The 16,120-nt window shown below is 54.6% G+C and carries 16 protein-coding genes and 1 tRNA gene; 13 read left to right on the top strand and 4 right to left on the bottom strand.

What is annotated here, in order from left to right; translation table 11 throughout:
* Positions 1 to 202: 202 nt before the first annotated feature.
* From OXI60_05270 to thpR, 7 genes are all read left to right on the top strand, one after another.
* Positions 203 to 280, top strand: a tRNA-Glu gene (locus OXI60_05270).
* Positions 281 to 391: 111 nt separating this feature from the next.
* Positions 392 to 1,033 (top strand): SRPBCC family protein, encoded by a 642-nt coding sequence (locus OXI60_05265; GenBank protein ID MDE0309225.1) that lies wholly within the window; start codon positions 392 to 394, stop codon positions 1,031 to 1,033.
* Complete coding sequence (locus tag OXI60_05260; GenBank protein ID MDE0309224.1) at positions 1,011 to 1,277, top strand: hypothetical protein; 267 nt, start codon at positions 1,011 to 1,013, stop codon at positions 1,275 to 1,277. Before OXI60_05265 ends, OXI60_05260 begins: the two co-directional genes overlap by 23 nt.
* A 6-nt stretch (positions 1,278 to 1,283) precedes the next feature.
* Positions 1,284 to 1,562 (top strand): hypothetical protein, encoded by a 279-nt coding sequence (locus tag OXI60_05255; protein MDE0309223.1) that lies wholly within the window; start codon positions 1,284 to 1,286, stop codon positions 1,560 to 1,562.
* Between the two features lie 518 nt (positions 1,563 to 2,080).
* Positions 2,081 to 4,924, top strand: a complete 2,844-nt coding sequence (locus tag OXI60_05250) for an insulinase family protein (GenBank protein ID MDE0309222.1) — start codon at positions 2,081 to 2,083, stop codon at positions 4,922 to 4,924.
* 14 nt (positions 4,925 to 4,938) lie between these two features.
* Positions 4,939 to 5,433 (top strand): nicotinamide-nucleotide amidase, encoded by a 495-nt coding sequence (gene pncC, locus OXI60_05245; GenBank protein MDE0309221.1) that lies wholly within the window; start codon positions 4,939 to 4,941, stop codon positions 5,431 to 5,433.
* A gap of 7 nt (positions 5,434 to 5,440) precedes the next feature.
* Complete coding sequence (gene thpR / locus OXI60_05240) at positions 5,441 to 5,968, top strand: RNA 2',3'-cyclic phosphodiesterase (protein ID MDE0309220.1); 528 nt, start codon at positions 5,441 to 5,443, stop codon at positions 5,966 to 5,968.
* Here thpR and OXI60_05235 read toward each other — a convergent pair.
* The 4 genes from OXI60_05235 to OXI60_05220 form a co-directional block, all read right to left on the bottom strand.
* Positions 5,948 to 6,733: a hypothetical protein gene (locus OXI60_05235; GenBank protein ID MDE0309219.1), complete on the bottom strand. Its 786-nt coding sequence runs from the start codon at positions 6,731 to 6,733 to the stop codon at positions 5,948 to 5,950. The two genes, thpR and OXI60_05235, sit on opposite strands and share 21 nt — an antisense overlap.
* A 41-nt stretch (positions 6,734 to 6,774) precedes the next feature.
* Positions 6,775 to 7,098, bottom strand: a complete 324-nt coding sequence (locus OXI60_05230; GenBank protein MDE0309218.1) for a ferredoxin family protein — start codon at positions 7,096 to 7,098, stop codon at positions 6,775 to 6,777.
* 162 nt (positions 7,099 to 7,260) lie between these two features.
* Positions 7,261 to 9,861 carry a DNA mismatch repair protein MutS gene (gene mutS, locus OXI60_05225; GenBank protein ID MDE0309217.1) on the bottom strand — a complete coding sequence of 867 codons (2,601 nt, stop codon included), beginning with the start codon at positions 9,859 to 9,861 and terminating at the stop codon, positions 7,261 to 7,263.
* Positions 9,821 to 10,621 carry an inositol monophosphatase family protein gene (locus OXI60_05220; protein ID MDE0309216.1) on the bottom strand — a complete coding sequence of 267 codons (801 nt, stop codon included), beginning with the start codon at positions 10,619 to 10,621 and terminating at the stop codon, positions 9,821 to 9,823. The genes mutS and OXI60_05220 overlap by 41 nt, the downstream gene beginning before the upstream one ends.
* Before the next feature lie 278 nt (positions 10,622 to 10,899).
* Here OXI60_05220 and OXI60_05215 point away from each other — a divergent pair, with 278 nt between their 5' ends.
* The 6 genes from OXI60_05215 (at position 10,900) to mtaB (ending at position 15,708) form a co-directional block, all read left to right on the top strand.
* Positions 10,900 to 12,378: an aldehyde dehydrogenase gene (locus tag OXI60_05215; GenBank protein MDE0309215.1), complete on the top strand. Its 1,479-nt coding sequence runs from the start codon at positions 10,900 to 10,902 to the stop codon at positions 12,376 to 12,378.
* Between the two features lie 25 nt (positions 12,379 to 12,403).
* Positions 12,404 to 13,162, top strand: a complete 759-nt coding sequence (locus OXI60_05210) for an RNA methyltransferase (GenBank protein ID MDE0309214.1) — start codon at positions 12,404 to 12,406, stop codon at positions 13,160 to 13,162.
* A gap of 104 nt (positions 13,163 to 13,266) precedes the next feature.
* Complete coding sequence (locus OXI60_05205; GenBank protein MDE0309213.1) at positions 13,267 to 13,476, top strand: hypothetical protein; 210 nt, start codon at positions 13,267 to 13,269, stop codon at positions 13,474 to 13,476.
* Positions 13,477 to 13,551: 75 nt separating this feature from the next.
* A complete protein-coding gene (locus OXI60_05200; protein ID MDE0309212.1) occupies positions 13,552 to 13,686 on the top strand; it encodes a hypothetical protein in 135 nt (44 codons plus the stop codon).
* A gap of 221 nt (positions 13,687 to 13,907) precedes the next feature.
* Positions 13,908 to 14,231: an iron-sulfur cluster assembly accessory protein gene (locus OXI60_05195; GenBank protein ID MDE0309211.1), complete on the top strand. Its 324-nt coding sequence runs from the start codon at positions 13,908 to 13,910 to the stop codon at positions 14,229 to 14,231.
* A 115-nt stretch (positions 14,232 to 14,346) separates the two neighbouring features.
* Complete coding sequence (gene mtaB, locus OXI60_05190; protein MDE0309210.1) at positions 14,347 to 15,708, top strand: tRNA (N(6)-L-threonylcarbamoyladenosine(37)-C(2))-methylthiotransferase MtaB; 1,362 nt, start codon at positions 14,347 to 14,349, stop codon at positions 15,706 to 15,708.
* Positions 15,709 to 16,120: the final 412 nt, after the last annotated feature.

The raw sequence follows: 16,120 nt of genomic DNA, 5'->3' as shown, positions 1-16,120 counted from the left end.
ATACCGGCAGGGCTTTTCTTGTTTTTGACTTGTCTAAAGAGATTTCAGGGGGGTGGTGAACATTTCAGATATGGCGTTACAACCTGATTTATAATGAACTGCCTCAGTTTCATACGGATACTGACAACCTTCCAGGAGTGCGAATCAGTTACAACCAGATTCGCCGAAATCGATATAATCCGCATTCTTGCTGTAAGCGTCCGTCCCCATCGTCTAGTCAGGTCTAGGACACCAGCCTTTCACGCTGGCGACCGGGGTTCGAATCCCCGTGGGGACGCCAATCATTCCACAAATTGACCGTTTAGTTGGAAATTCTGAGTATTCGGCACCGCAACTTATGAGGGCTTTTCATCGGAAGTGGCGCTGAGTCATGTGCACAAGCGGAGAATTCATGATGTTGAATGTTGAACGTCACCTAGGCGCTATGGAACGCACAGTGTCATCCCTAGAGCGCGATGGCCAATCCGCTTGCGCGGTCACCCTCGTTCGCAGCTACGCGACGACAGTGGAGGATCTCTGGGACGCCGTGACAACCGCGGAACGAATCCCACGCTGGTTCCTGCCTGTTAGCGGCCGGCTCGAACTCGGCGGTCGTTACCAACTGGAGGGAAACGCAAGCGGCACGATTAGGCGCTGCGAGCCTCCCTCATATCTCAAACTGACGTGGGAGTTCGGCGATGACGTGAGCTGGGTGGAGGCGCGTCTGTGCAGTGATGGTACCGGCCGTTCGCGCCTTGCGATTACGCACACTGTGCTGGAATCCGACCACTGGCACAAGTTTGGTCCCGGTGCCGTCGGAGTAGGTTGGGAGATGGGCTTGCTGGGGTTGGATCTGCATTTGTCGCAGCCGACCGAACCTAAGCTGGACGAAGCAACGTTCCACACGACTCGTGACGGAAAGGCACTCATCGTCGGAAGTTGTGCGGCGTGGGGCCGGGCGGCCGAAGCGGCAGGAACGGACCCCGACGCAGCGCGCACAGCGGCACAGCATACGGCGGCGTTTTACACGGGTGATCCGGTCGCACCGGATTGATGCCCGGTGTATCCGCCACTACAAGCGTCTGTGTCAGGTCGAACGTGCCTTTCGCACCATCCTGACGGGGAACCTGAAGGTTCGTCCGGTTCATCATCGTACCGAGGACCGGGTGCGGGCCCACATATTCCTGTGCACGCTTGCCTGCTATGTGGAGTGGCGCATGCGCGAGGCGTATCCCGAGAGTTCCTTCCAAGTCATTCACCCTGAGAATTATCTCGAACTTATCGGGCTTGAGCGTTAAGGGTCGTTGGCAGTTGAAGTCTTTTGCACTTTGCTTCTCAAGCCACTGTTGGGCAACCTTGCCCTGGCACTGCGGACAGTGGCGATTGCGGCACGAGTTGTAGAGCACATGGGCGACATCGCAGTGCGTGCAGTGATAATGGCGGGCACCCAAATCTGCGGTTTGGCACTTTCGGATGGCGAACAGACCGCACCGCGGCTTCGTTCAATTTGCACGCAGGTATGGCGCGATGAAAATGCCTGCAGATTCATCGCAAGCCACCACAAAATACAACTTCCGCCGTAGCAATCCAGCCCGTCGCTCCTGCCATCAAGTCACTTTCCGAAATGCCATTGGGCAAACCGAGATGGTACAATTTCTCACCATGGGCGCACAGACAGTTTTCTTTTTCCCGTAGAAATGATCGTTGCGTAAGCTGTGAGATCGCTATTCAGCACTGTTGTTGTGAACTCAGAAATAATCGAACCTTGCGATTGCCCTGATCGCGTTGTACGCATCGGTTGATTCGTGACCAGGGGAGGTGATTCATGACCTTTGAGAAGACTCTGATACCTTGTTTGCAAATACCGAATTGACAGTGGGCTGTGGCGGGGTGATTGACGGGTTGTGACGATTGCGTTTTATACTGACATTATCGATTGGTTGCACCCCTCGTTTTGAATATCAACGGGACAGTGGTGTATTCTTTTGATGAACAACCGATCACCTCGGTGATCTTGTCTCAACGACGTTTGACAAGTTCACTTTGCTGACATTCTCGGAGTTACGCCTTCACATCAGGAACGAACCGGAAACTGGAATCTATGAAACTTTCACCTGTCTTTCTTCGTCTTGTTCTCTTTATCGCTGTTTTCCCGCTCGCGGTTCACGCCGAGTTCAGGAAAAGCCCGAATGATCACAGGGAATACCGGCCAATTGAACTTGACAATCGACTGCAGGTATTGCTGATCTCCGACTCCGAAACAGATGAATCCGCTGCCGCACTTGCCGTCCAGGTAGGTGGTCAGGACGACCCTGAAGGTCGCGAGGGCATGGCTCACTATCTTGAGCACATGCTGTTTCTGGGAACCGAGAAATATCCCGAACTCGATGGCTATCGAAAATTTATCGAACAGCATGGCGGCATGACCAATGCATACACCGCGATAGATATCACCAACTACAACTTCAGTATCAAACCTGAATTCTTCGCACCGGCACTGGATCGATTCGCCCAGTTTTTCATCTCGCCCCTGTTTCCGGAAGAACAGTTGGGAAGAGAGCGGGCCGTTGTTGACGCGGAGTTTGAGATGCGTACCCAGCGCGACTCAGTGAGACGCTGGGCGGCGCTGACGGCGAATTTCAATCCAGAGCATCCCTCTTGGGGATTCTTTACCGGCACGGCGGAGACTCTGCAGGGCGATCTGGGCCCCGAACTGATTGATTTCTATAACCGTCGCTACAGTGCCAATCTGATGAACCTCGTGGTTTTAGGCCGCGAGCCGCTTGATGAGCTGGAAGACCTGGTAGTGAGCATGTTTTCCGACGTCAGGGACACCGATGCCGAGGCATTGCATGCTTCCCAACCGCTTTTCGAGCCGGATGTCCTGCCGGCCTTGCTCCAGATCAAGACGCTGAAGAACAACCCCTCCCTCGACTTTATGTTTCCGGTTCCCTCGCTCGAACCACACTGGCGCGAAAGCCCCGAATCGTATATTGCGCATCTCCTGGGACATGAGAGCGCGGGGAGTCTGCTCTCGCAACTCAAAGATCAGGGTTGGGCAGACGGCCTGTTTGCAAGCGCATCCGATATCGGCTTGACCACTCATGCCATTTCCGTACGAATATCACTGACACCCGACGGCTACAAGAATTGGGAGAAAGTCGGCGCATATGTCTTTCAATACGTTCGGGAAGTCAGGTTGCGCGGTATCAATGAATGGCGGTTTCGGGAGATCCAGACCAGCAACGAAATCAGTTTTCGTTTCAGTGAGGTCGACAGCCCGCGGGACTTCGTGACCAGTCTGGCAAGCAGGTTGCACAAGTACCCCCCTAATGAAATTCTTCCGGCGTTCTATCTGGTGGAGCGATTCGCCCCGGATCTGATTGTCGATGTCCTGGACCGCATGACACCACAGAATGTTCTGGTCGTGCTGTCGTCCGACGACGCACACACCGACCAGGCGACACCCTATGTCGGGACCGAATTCTCGTTTGCAGGCTTGCAGCGCGAACTCGTCGAGTCATGGAATGGTGACATTGCGGATTCTGCTGACTGGCTGCCGACCCGCAACAGATTCCTGCCCGAGAATCTCGACTTGAAGATCGCTGAAAATCAGGAGATGCCAGAGAAAATTCTGGAGCAGTCCGGTTTCGAGCTTTGGCATCAGACAGACACGTCGTTTGATGTACCGCGTGCCAGTTTCTTTGTCACCTTCCGTACACCTCTGACCAAGCGAAGCGTGGAGGATTCCATTCTAATGTCACTTTTCGTCAGTGCGATCAATGAACAGCTGACTGAGTTCACGTACGCGGCGGCGATTGCTGGCCTTGATTACAGTCTGTATACGCACCAGCGCGGATTCAGCATTCGAATTTCCGGTTACGATGACAAGCAATCAGATCTGCTGGCGGAAATCGTACGTGTGGTTAGGAATCCGGAATTCGATCCGGAAGTGTTCGAGAATCATCGAACGACCATGATCCGGGACATAGAGAACTCACGACGCGACAGCGCCTACCGGCGGGCCATCTCGGAATTCTACTCATACATTGTTGAACCGAGTTGGACCGATGAGCAGGAACTTGCGGTACTGAACCGGGTGACATTGGACGATCTTCAAACGTTCTCGAACAGTGTTTTGGACAGGATTGACTTGGTCGCCCTGTCACATGGCAATGTGCTCAGCGAAACCGCTGAGCAGATGGGTCGGATCATAACTTCCGAAGTACTGGACGGGGCACAGGTCACCAAAGTCGATAAAAGCCGAATTCTGAAAATGCCGTCGGATGGCGGGCCCTATATCCACCAGTTCCAGATTGAGAACAGCGACTCGGCGATTATCGTCTATCTGCAGGGTTCGGATCGGTCGGTGCACGAAGTTGCCAACTTCATGCTGCTTGGCAGCGTGATTCAGACGCCGTTCTTTTCGCAGCTGCGCACCATTCAGCAGTTGGGCTATGTGGTGTTTTCGGATGTCGTTCCAGTTGGAGAGGTGCCCGGGCTGATTTTCACCATTCAGTCACCGGATAACACTCCGCAACAGATGGAGGCGGCGATCTCATCGTTTCTCGCCCAGTTTGATTCGCGCGTTACGGATCTTTCGCAAGAGGAGTTTGAAGCCTATCGAACCGGCGTGATCCGCCGGGTTGAGGCCAAGGACACCACACTGAGTGAACGTTCACTCCGTTACTGGCATGCGTTGGATCGAAAGGATTTTGATTTCAACCATGATCAGGAACTGGTCGCGGCGCTTGAGAACCTGAAGCGACAGGAATTCGAACAGTTCGTCCGGGAAACTCTGATTGATCAAATCGAACGCCGACTGATTGTGATGGCGTACGGAGAGAAGCTTGACGTACCTTCCGAGTCGACATTGGCGGAAGGTGAGCTGATCACCGACAGGATTGCATTCAAGGACAATGCCGGATACTTTCCACAGCCATAACTCGATGATCAGCCATGAGCAGAGAAATTCACCGCTTGGCCGCTGAAGCCGGCGCAGCTCTGCGAGACAGAAAACTCAAAGTTGCGACCGTCGAATCGTGTACCGGTGGCTGGATTGCACAGGCAATGACAGATATTGCAGGCAGCTCAACCTGGTTCGAACGTGGATTTGTCACCTACAGCAACGACGCAAAGCAGGAACTGGTGGGGGTGCAGGCACAAACACTGGCGCAACATGGTGCCGTGAGTGGTGAAGTCGCACAACAGATGGCGATCGGCGGCATCCGCTCCAGCCGTGCCGATGTTGCTGTCTCGGTCACTGGTATTGCGGGCCCCGACGGCGGAAGCGCTGAAAAGCCGGTGGGTACGGTCTGGATCGCCTGGGCAAGCCGCGATGGTCATTCGAACGCAGTCCGTCACAGACTTCAGGGCAATCGTCGCGCGGTCCGCGAGTCTTCGGTCGAGCAGGCATTGCAGGGGTTGATCCGGTTTCTCGAATCACATGAATAAGTCCGAGATGCAACGACTCTTCGTCGCATTGTGGCCGGATCATGAAGTGCGCGAGCAGCTCGTCGACATTCAGACCGAATTCGGACTGTCCACACTGGGTCGACTCGTACCAGCCCGCAATCTCCATATCACACTGCAGTTTCTGGGCGAAGTTCCGCCCGCAGAGGTGGAACCGGCAAGGCAGTTTGTACGCGATCTTCGATTCCCTCCCTTTGCAATCGAATTTGACTGTGTCGGATCTTGGCCGCGCAACGAAGTGGCGTGGGTAGGATCCGAAAACCCCTGTCAGCAGCTTGATGATCTGGTTGCGAAAATACGGGGAGGGCTGCCTGATGGCAGTCGAAAATCGAGAAACTTCGTGCCGCATATTACCTTGGCCCGCAAGGTGCGCAGGAAACTGTATCAGCCAATCAAGCCAATGCGTTGGTCGGTAAGTCGTGTCGATCTGGTTCGTTCGGTTTTGGACAGTCAGGGGGCGCAATACGAATCCATCGCACATTGCGCAGGCGTCGGATCAGTCGACAAGCTGCGCTGATACCGTACCGAAAACGCCAAGATCCGCGGTGACTCGATTGCCCGCGCGTATCGGCTTCGGCAGCCCGCATACACCGGTCGTGATCGCCTGCCCTGCCATGATCGCAATACCTCTTGAGGAAAGTCTGTTCACCACCCACTGTAACGCAGCAAGTGGGTCGCCGAGCGCATCGGCGCCGGTACCCTCTGCCGCGACCTCACCGTCGATGATCAGCTTTGCCGGCGACTGTGCGAGATTCATTCCGCGCCAGTCCACCGCGGTGGCAGGTCCGATTACCCAGTCTCGAGAGCAGGCACAGTCAGCCAGCAATGCCGCAGCACCTGCGTTGGCGAAATCGCCGATCCTGGAATCCGGAAACTCAACGCTGGGATGAAGGCTTGCAACCGCATCGAGAACTTCCCCGACGTCGTACGGCTCACTTCGGCTTGGCAGATCATGGGCGAACTTGAAGGCAAACTCCGTTTCGGCGACAGCCATGTGGTTGCCCGTCATCGACACGACCGCTTCCGGCCCATAGATGTGTGAGGACAGATATGGTCCTTCCAGCGGACCGCTCACTCCGATGTGCTTCTGCCCACCGGCACTGGTCGCGGCGATTTTCCATCCGCCGATGGTGTCGTTGGCCAATCCGGGATAGAAAAGCTGGGCTTCGCGACCCTGTTCCTCAGATTGGGGTCTTGAGTCTTGCGGCAAGGACGGAATCGTTTCCCCCGCAGTTCCAAGCGCCCAGAGGGTTGCCGCGATTTTTTGGGTGATCTCACTCATCGTTCGACTTCCCGGTGTTTCAGCCAGGAGGAATTGATCTTTCAGCGTTCCAGATATTGACGTTTTTCCTTGACATCTTCCCACTCAGCCGCATCCGGTGGTGCCTCGATGATACTTGAGATGACGGGCCAGATCAGGCTGAGTTCAGCGTTCAGTTCCAGAAAGTCCATCTGGTCATCAGGCACATCGTCTTCCGCATAGATCGCAGTGACCGGACACTCTGGCTCGCAAAGACTGCAATCAATGCACTCTTCCGGGTCGATCACAAGCATGTTCGGCCCCTCATGAAAGCAGTCCACCGGACACACTTCCACACAGTCAGTGTATTTGCACTTTATGCAGGATTCAGTAACGATGTATGTCATGACTCGGGTTGATCAGGGATATTGTTGGTCTTATCGCAGGAATTGCGCCAAATTATCACAAATTCCAAGACTCAATATCTGAATATTTTCCGCCTTGGTTCTTTATTGGGAAATATATCCGTCAATCTCAACAGTCATGGCCAGCAACAGGCGTCCAGCCTGTCAGTTCTTCTCGAGCCGTTTCAGCAGGTAGAGAGTTTCCAATGCTTCTTTCGGGCTCAGGTCGTCCGGATCGATCTGTTGCAGCTTCTCCAGCACCGGTGGAAGATCACGGGCCATGGAATCGAACAGGGACATCTGTGACGGTGTGGCGGACTTTTGTTCCCGATCGCCGGAGGACTCGGTCAGTTGCTGAAGTCTTTCGCTGGCCATGGAAACCACCTTGCTGGGCACCCCTGCGAGTCTCGCGACCTGGATTCCATAACTCTGCTTGGCAGCACCCTGTCTGACTTCATACAAAAACACAATCTTACCGTCGTGTTGCACCGCAGTAAGGTGAACGTTACTTGCCCCGGGAGAACTTTCTGCCAGTGCGGTGATTTCAAAGTAGTGCGTAGAAAACATGCACAACGCCCGCACATCTGTCAGCAGGTTGTCCGCACATGCCCAAGCCAGAGCCAATCCATCGAAGGTGCTGGTGCCGCGACCGATCTCGTCAACAATCACGAGGCTTTGCTGGGTCGCCCGATGCAGTATTGTTGCCATTTCGGTCATCTCGACCATGAACGTTGAGTTGCCTGCGCTGAGGTCGTCCGATGCGCCGATGCGCGTGAATATCCGATCAATCGGACCGATTGTTGCCGATCGTGCGGGAACATAACAGCCGGTATAGGACAAAAGAACAATGACTGCTGTCTGCCGCATATAGGTACTTTTCCCTCCCATGTTCGGACCCGTGATCAGCAGCAGGCGATTTTGCTGGTCCAGTTCAGTACCGTTGGGTACAAACGGATTTTTCTGGGTTGCCTCCACCATCGGATGTCGGCCGCCATCAATTGAGATGCCCGGTTCTTCCACCAGTGTGGGCCTGTGCAGCGAATCGGTCATGGACAGGTAGGCGAAATTGCACAGTACGTCGAGCTGCGCGAGTGAATCAGCTGTGCCCTGCATTCTGAAAACAAATGGCTGGAGGTGTTCCAGCAACTGCTCATAAAGCAATTTCTCCCGCGCCAGGGACTTTTCCTTTGTGCCGAGTATCGTTGATTCGAACTCGGAGAGTCGGGGGAGGGTAAACCTTTCGTTGTTCTTCAGCGTCTGCCGTCGGATATAGTCCTCTGGCACCTGATCGCTCGCCTGCCGCGGCACCTCGATGTAGTACCCGTGCACCCGGTTGTACTGAATTCTCAGATTGCGGATTCCGCTGCGATTGCGTTCGTGTATCTCCATCTCGGCCAATTGCTGTCCGGAGTCCTCGCGCAGTGTGAACAACTCGTCGAGTTCGGCATCGTAGCCGTGCCGGATCACACCGCCGTCGCGGATGGTTGCAGCGGGTTCGTCGCGAATCGCCCGTGCGATCAGTTCCGATATCTCATCAAGGGCGTCCATCGCCTCACACAGTGCGACCGCCTCCGGGCAGTCTTTTGCGTCGATGAGTTCCACCAGTACCGGAATGTACTGCAATGACTCTTTCAATCGGACCAGATCGACAGGTCGGGCAGACCTGGTCGCAACCCTGGAGCTGATTCGCTCCACATCGGCGATCCCCCGGAGGTCTGTCCGCAACGGCTCGCAGATGTTGCGTTCAAGCAGGTGCTCGACGATCACATGTCGTCTTTGGACCTCCAGGCGATCGCGCACCGGCTTGCGAAACCAGCGTCGAAGCATACGGGCGCCCATGGCAGTGCAGCACCTGTCGTAAAGGTCGATCAGGCTGTTCTTGGTTTCGCCTGACAGGGTTCTCTCGACTTCCAGGTTGCGCCAGCTGCAGTCGTCAAGGATCAGAAACTCATCCGATGTCTCGAACTTTAGTGCCTGAATATGGGGCAGGTCGGAGCCGTAGACATCAATGGCGTACTGAAGCAATGCACCCGCCACTGTGGTTGCGATAGGATGCTGATCGCAATCAAATGCCGAAAGTTTGTCCACGCCGTATTGCGCTTTCAGAAGTTCGGTGGATCGTTCGTAACTGAAATACCAGTCGGGAACTTCCTGAACACGGTCTTCGGGTAACTGTCCTGTCAGCGAGCCTGAGTCTGCGACCAGAATTTCCGCCGGTCGAAGCTGATTGACTTCGCTGTGAGCAGTATCGCTGTCCGCAATGTCCTTGGCCCAAAAGCGTCCGCTTGAAATTTCAAGTACGGCCATGGCCTGTCGGCCGTCGACCTCATGAACCGCCATGATCAGATTTTCAGTCCGCGCGTCGAGAAACTTCTCGTCAGTCAGGGTGCCAGGCGTAACCACCCGGACAACCTTTCGTTCGACGACTCCCTTGGTTGCTGCGGGGTTGCCGACCTGCTCACAGATTGCCACCGGTACGGAGAGCTTGATCAGTTTCTGAATGTATTGATCGACGCTGTGGTGGGGCACACCAGCCATCTTGATCGGGTGTTCTGAGTTCTTGTTGCGACTGGTCAGGGTGATGTCCAGCAGTTTGGCAGCCTGCACTGCATCTTCGTAAAACAGCTCGTAGAAGTCGCCCATGCGGTAAAACAGGAGCGTGTCCGGATAATCTGCCTTTATACGCAGATACTGCTGCATCATCGGAGTGATTGATGATGGGACTTCAAGCGTCAGTTTGCTGTAGTTGTGTTTCCTGTCGAACAATTTTGATCAGATCGTCAAAAATATGGGAGTTGCCTGCGACTACCATACCTGTTTCGAGAAAATTCTGGTTCCCCATAAAGTCCGATACCATGCCCCCGGACTCCTGCACCAGGAGCGTGCCTGCCGCGATGTCCCAAAGATTCAGCCCGGACTCCCAGAAACCATCGAATCGTCCACAAGCGACCGCGGCCAGATCCAGCGCGGCGGAACCCGGTCGGCGAATTCCTGAAGTTTTCTTTGCCAGTTGCCGGAATATTGCGGTCCAAAGATCCAGGTTGTCATCATCCCGAAAGGGAAATCCTGTTCCAATCAGCGTTTCTGCCAGATTGCTGGTGTTGCTGACGCGAACTCTGCGATCATTCAGCTGTGCGCCCGACCCCCTTGATGCTGTATACAGTTCTTCGTGCACCGGGTCGTAGACCACTGCGTGCTCGACCTGTCTCGGACTTCGTATCGCGATTGAGACACAGAACTGCGGCACACCCTTGAGAAAGTTGAAAGTGCCATCAAGCGGATCAATGATCCATTCGTAATTCTTGCCGGGAGCGGAAAACTGTTCCTCGGCGATGATTGCATGACCGGGATAAGCCTCGCGGATGGTTTCCACAATCTGCTGCTGAGCCTTGAGATCCACTTCGCTGACATAGTCCCGCGCACCCTTGGCGTTGTATCGCAGCTGATCGACGCGATACGATTTGTGCATGATCGTCTTGCCGGCGAGTCGCGCGGCCTTGACGGCGATGTTTACCAGTGGATGCATTTTGGGCTCAGGTGTGCGTCGGTCAGTCTGACAGATACAATATAATTTTTCACTCTCTGTAGACCCGGCCGTCAGATTCAGCGAAGATGAAAGGCTTTCAGTCCGGCGTGGATTGGATGTGATTTTCGGACACCAAGGCAGACTGGTTTATTGATCAGCATCCGGGACACAAACTGAGTAGTTATTCTATATGATTCACGGCACCTTGGTACGCGTGATTTCAGTACAAGATCATGTGCAGCCTGCGGCGTGATCGATCAGACAATAGGTTAGGACGAATGCAAACATATCAGTTATTTATCGATGGGCAATATACGGACTCATCAAGTGGCGAATGGATCGAGAGTGAGAATCCGTACTCCGGCGAAATCTGGGCGAGAGTCCCCAAAGGAAATATCGATGACGTGAACCGGGCTGTCGGGGCTGCCAAGCGGGCATTTGAGAATCCTGAATGGTCTGCGATGAGTGCAAGTCAGCGAGGCAAGCTGATGCGCAAATTGGGCGACCTGGTTCTCGACAATGCGGATCGGCTGGCGGAACTTGAAGTCAGGGACAACGGCAAGCTGTTTTCGGAGATGAAGGCACAGATGCTGTACCATCCCGAGTGGTGGTACTACTTCGGCGGTCTCGCCGATAAGATTGAGGGTTCGATCATGCCGATCGACAAGAAGGATGCCTTTTCGTACACGATGTACGAGCCGCTTGGCGTGGTCGCTGCAATCACCGCCTGGAATTCCCCGCTCCTTTTTGTCGCTTGGAAATGCGCGCCTGCACTCGCGGCCGGCAATACAGTTGTTGTCAAACCCTCAGAGTTCACTTCCGCCAGTACATTGGAATATGCCGAGCTTGTCAGACAGGCGGGATTCCCAGATGGGGTGTTCAATGTCATCAGCGGCTACGGAGCTGATGTCGGTGCCGCACTTGTTGACCATCCGGACGTCGCCAAGATCACATTCACAGGATCAGATCTCTCCGGTCAGAAAATCTATGAGAACGCAGCGCGCAACATCAAGCACGTGTCGCTTGAACTCGGTGGCAAGTCTCCCAACATAGTTTTTGAGGATGCCGATCTGGACATGGCCGTCAAGGGCGCGGTCTCCGGAATCTTCGCGGCAACCGGGCAGACCTGTGTGGCCGGTTCCAGGCTGTTGGTACAGGATAGCATCCACGACGAGTTTCTGGACCGACTGCTCGAGCTTGCGAAGTCCGCCAGGATGGGTGATCCCATGGATGCCGGCACGCACGTGGGTCCCATAACAACCAAACAGCAGTTCGACAAGGTGCTTTCCTATATCGAAATTGCCAAGCAGGAAGGTGCGCAACTGGTGTTCGGCGGCAATCCCTGCCAGGTGCCGGGTTCCGGAGGCGGTCAGTTCGTCGAGCCCACTATTTTCACTGGTGTCAGCAATGAGATGCGGATTGCGCAGGAAGAAGTGTTTGGACCGGTACTGTCGGTGATCAGGTTCAAGGACGAGGAGGAGGCCATCAGGATCGGCAACGATGTCGTCTATGGCCTGGCGGCCGGTGTCTGGACGACGGATATCCGTCGTGCGATGAGATTCACCAAGGCGCTCAGGGCCGGTACGGTCTGGGTCAATACCTATCGCGCATTCAGTTATATGATGCCGTTTGGCGGCATGAAGAGAAGCGGACTTGGACGCGAAAGCGGCGTCGCGGCGATTCGCGACTATCTGCAGGTCAAGAGCGTATGGTTGTCGACCGCGACACAGTTGCCGAATCCCTTTATCCTGCGCTGACCGAATCGCACGGCTGATCAGCAAGGTGACTGTTCGAGTCGTTCTTGTAGAGCCAACCCATCCGGGCAATATCGGAGCGGTTGCCCGTGCCATGGGAAACATGGGTGTGTCCGACCTGTGCATGGTACGCCCGGTCGACTTTCGAGTGGAGGAGGCGAGAGTACGGTCTGCGAAGAACGAAGGGATACTCGCCAGCGCCAAGGAGTTCGAGTCCCTGGCGGAGGCGATCGCGGACTGTTCATTCGTCATCGGTACAAGTGCCCGGCTGCGGACCATTGGCTGGCCGAACCTGTCACCCCGGGCGGCGATGGCACAGGTCGCCGAAGTCAGTGAACACGGCGGTCAGGCGGCCTTGGTTTTCGGTCCCGAACGAGCCGGTCTTTCCAACAGCCAGATCGATCAGTGCGATGTGCTGGTACGGATTCCGGTCAGTGACACCGCACCCTCGATCAATCTCGCCGGCTCGGTCCTGATCCTGTTGTATGAATTGCGGTGCATTCAGCTGGACAATCTCGTCGACGATGCCGGATCCGTCAACCCTGAACCGAAACGGAAGGAAGACACAATGGCAACCCGAAAGCAGGTGCAGGGATTCTTCGAACATCTGTTTGAGGTCATGGAGAATGTTGAATTCATAGCCGGCAACCCGCGCGACATCCTAAAACGAAAAATCCGGCGAATATTCCTAAGGCCCGGACTGACTGAGGATGAAGTCAATATCTTGAGGGGCTTTCTGAAATCCGTCGGCAAGAAAGCAGCGCAGGGCAAGACCAGATCCGACTGAAAACCGCATGATTGTGACCAATTTGGCAAAAACGGAAGATCAGTTTCCAAGTGGATTGGATGCAGGGCGGGTTCAATGTCTGAAAGTCATGGAATCACCCCAAGGTGTCAATTGCCGCAAAAGAAGCTCTGTATGCAGACGCTGACGAACTCTTGCAGTCTCGCAAGGCGAAAAATCTCATCAGCAAAATGGCTGAGTTGGAAAATGCCGTCAGGTCTTGGCTTGCGAGACGGGAGACCATAATCGTTCACCCTGCAGACCCGCATGCGGGGACTGTCGCTCGGGCTTTCCGGGCGCACCGTCATCTCTCATGAGGACAAGGGGCTCAAGCGCTGGAATGCGGAAGTCTCGGCACAGTATGATCCAAAGCCTGCCTCGGCACTCGGGCTTTGCTCACGCTCAGGTACGAGGCAGGCAGGTATGGCGCATCTGAGCTGCATCTTGGGGTGAAGGCCACCCGCACGCTCGGTGACAATGAGGCACCGGATGACGCACTCGGACTGGAACTCAAAGCGAGGTGGTGATCACCTCGCAGGTGACAGATGCCGGTGCCCGCACTGCGTCATGGTTTTTTGACCGAACGTCAAATGCCCTGAGCAATGCAACAAACCCGTGCTTGACTTCCAATCGCACCCGTGGATGCCGAGTGATTTGAACAGTTGGCAGTGGGTGATATACAATTCCACGCATTGAAAACTAAAAATCGACACACATGTGACCGCACAGGTCACTACTGGGACACAGCATGGCGATTACACTGACACAAACCGCAGCAGATCGGATCCGTACCTACCTGGACAAGGGAGACGGCAATGCCTTGCGCTTCGGCGTTCGAAAGACAGGATGCTCTGGATTCGCCTATGTGGTGGATATCACGTCGGAAGCAAACGCCGATGATCATGTTTTCAGCAGTCAGGGAATCCAGGTTTATGTCGATCCCGACAGTTTCGAACTGATCGACGGAACTACCATACATTTCACGAAACAGGAACTTGCCGAATCGTTTGTGTTCCAGAATCCCAACGTCAGCGCACAGTGCGGTTGCGGCGAGAGTTTTACGGTCGACTGAGGTTTTGTCGATCTTCTGAATCACTGTTGCGGCTTTTCGGCGGATTGCGGTTCGGATCTGCGCTGAACGAATTCCACGACATCCCGCCAAGCGACCGGTTTGCCCGCCTGATCCGATGACAGTCCCCAACGAAACCAATTCACCTTCGGTTTCAATTGAGACGCTGGGTTGCAAGGTCAATCTTTTCGAATCTGAGTATATCTATCATCAGTTACAGTCGGACGATTGGAATCGGGCCGGTGACGGACCGGCAGATCTTTGTGTCATCAACACCTGTACCGTAACCAGGGAGGCGGACCGCCAGTCACGTCAGGTCATCCGGCGGGCGATCAGGAATAATCCGGATGCAACCATCGTGGTTACCGGTTGCTATGCTGAGATGCAACGGGAAAAATGCGCTGAGATTGAAGGTGTTGATCTTGTCGTGCCCGGAACTGAAAAACTGAGAATTCCTGAGATCATCTCGCGGACACTCAAGTCAGGGCAGCCGATACCCGCAACCAGCAGTGATCGTGCAGCCTCAATGCCGATCGAAGCAGTGGCCGGATTTGAATCCAGGACGCGCGCCTATCTCCAGGTTCAGCAAGGATGCGATAACGGCTGTACGTTCTGCATTATCCATGAGGCAAGGGGTGCCAGCCGATCGGTCCTGCCGACGACAGTTACCCGACAAGTGGAACGATATGTCCGTCAGGGATTTCGCGAAGTCGTTGTCTGTGGAATTGATCTCGGAGCCTACGGAACCGATCTGTCTGCCGGTTTGGGCGCGGAACTTTCGCTTTCGTCGCTGTTACGGGAACTGGCCACCCGGCACCCGGACCTCAGATTCCGCCTGAGTTCCATTGACCCGGCGCATGTCAGTTCTGATCTGATATCGGTATTCGATGAGTTTGGCAATGTATGCCCGCATCTGCATCTTTCGTTGCAGAGCATGTCGCCGATCATCCTCAAGCGGATGAAAAGACGATACACTCCCGAGGATGTGTTCCACGCAGCCGAGGCGATGTACAGGACACGTCCGGACCTGGTGATCTCGGCGGATGTCATGGTCGGATTTCCAACCGAGTCTGATGATGACTTTGAACGAACACGGCGCGCGTTGCATGAGCTTGAAGTCTCTTACCCGCATATCTTCGCCTATTCCGAACGGGACGGTACGCCGGCAGCGCGCATACCAAGGCAAGTTCCACACGAGATACGAAAACAGCGAGCGCAACTGCTTCGGTATGAGAGCCGGGAGATCCGCAGCAAGACTCTCCGTCGTTTTGTCGGTCACCGGGTCAAGGTGTTGGTCGAGAACGTGATTGAGCCTTCTTCCGGGCTGACAAGATCCAGAATGGCGAATTTCATTCCGGTGTATTTCCGGCCCGACGATGGATACGGACAAACATATCAGAATGTGGAAATTGCGGGGATGTGCCGAGATGGATTGCAGGGGATGCCCGTCGCTGAGGATGCAGTCAGTTTCGGTAGTTGAACCGCTGCAGCGGCCTGACTTGAGTTTTACGGACGTTGGCTTGAGTCGATGTTCCAAGCCATTTCTGTGCACTTTGCGTCAATCAGCGATAAATTCGAGAAGATGATTCCATCAAACTGGACTGGGTACCCTCTAAATTGACGAACAAGCGTGTCAGCAACTCAATATGATCAGTCGGTGACAAGAAAAGCACCTGGAAAGCATTATCGGAAAGGCATAATGTCCGTGGAATTGCCAGACAGATTCCCAGACAATAGAACTGCACAGGAATGGTTTGTTGAGACCCGCTGCAAGCCAGGGCGGATTTTTGTTTGAGCTGACTTCATGATGTGAATAAAAAGCCGCCCTGAGTCGCACACAACCCTGAAATCTCTTTAGACAAGTCAAAAACAAGAAAAGCCCTGCCGGTATA

It is taken from the genome of Acidiferrobacterales bacterium, assembly GCA_028820695.1.
In the GTDB taxonomy this organism is placed as follows: Bacteria; Pseudomonadota; Gammaproteobacteria; order Arenicellales; family JAJDZL01; genus JAJDZL01.
Note: the sequence above shows the minus strand (reverse complement) of the source record. Positions and strands in the feature narration are given on the sequence as shown.

Coding starts and splice junctions, on each gene's coding strand:
- OXI60_05265 (MDE0309225.1), top strand. CDS start 392: ATGATGTTGAATGTTGAACGTCACCTAGGCGCTATGGAACGCACAGTG.
- OXI60_05250 (MDE0309222.1), top strand. CDS start 2,081: ATGAAACTTTCACCTGTCTTTCTTCGTCTTGTTCTCTTTATCGCTGTT.
- pncC (MDE0309221.1), top strand. CDS start 4,939: ATGAGCAGAGAAATTCACCGCTTGGCCGCTGAAGCCGGCGCAGCTCTG.
- thpR (MDE0309220.1), top strand. CDS start 5,441: ATGCAACGACTCTTCGTCGCATTGTGGCCGGATCATGAAGTGCGCGAG.
- OXI60_05235 (MDE0309219.1), bottom strand. CDS start 6,733: ATGAGTGAGATCACCCAAAAAATCGCGGCAACCCTCTGGGCGCTTGGA.
- OXI60_05230 (MDE0309218.1), bottom strand. CDS start 7,098: ATGACATACATCGTTACTGAATCCTGCATAAAGTGCAAATACACTGAC.
- OXI60_05220 (MDE0309216.1), bottom strand. CDS start 10,621: ATGCATCCACTGGTAAACATCGCCGTCAAGGCCGCGCGACTCGCCGGC.
- OXI60_05215 (MDE0309215.1), top strand. CDS start 10,900: ATGCAAACATATCAGTTATTTATCGATGGGCAATATACGGACTCATCA.
- OXI60_05195 (MDE0309211.1), top strand. CDS start 13,908: ATGGCGATTACACTGACACAAACCGCAGCAGATCGGATCCGTACCTAC.
- mtaB (MDE0309210.1), top strand. CDS start 14,347: ATGACAGTCCCCAACGAAACCAATTCACCTTCGGTTTCAATTGAGACG.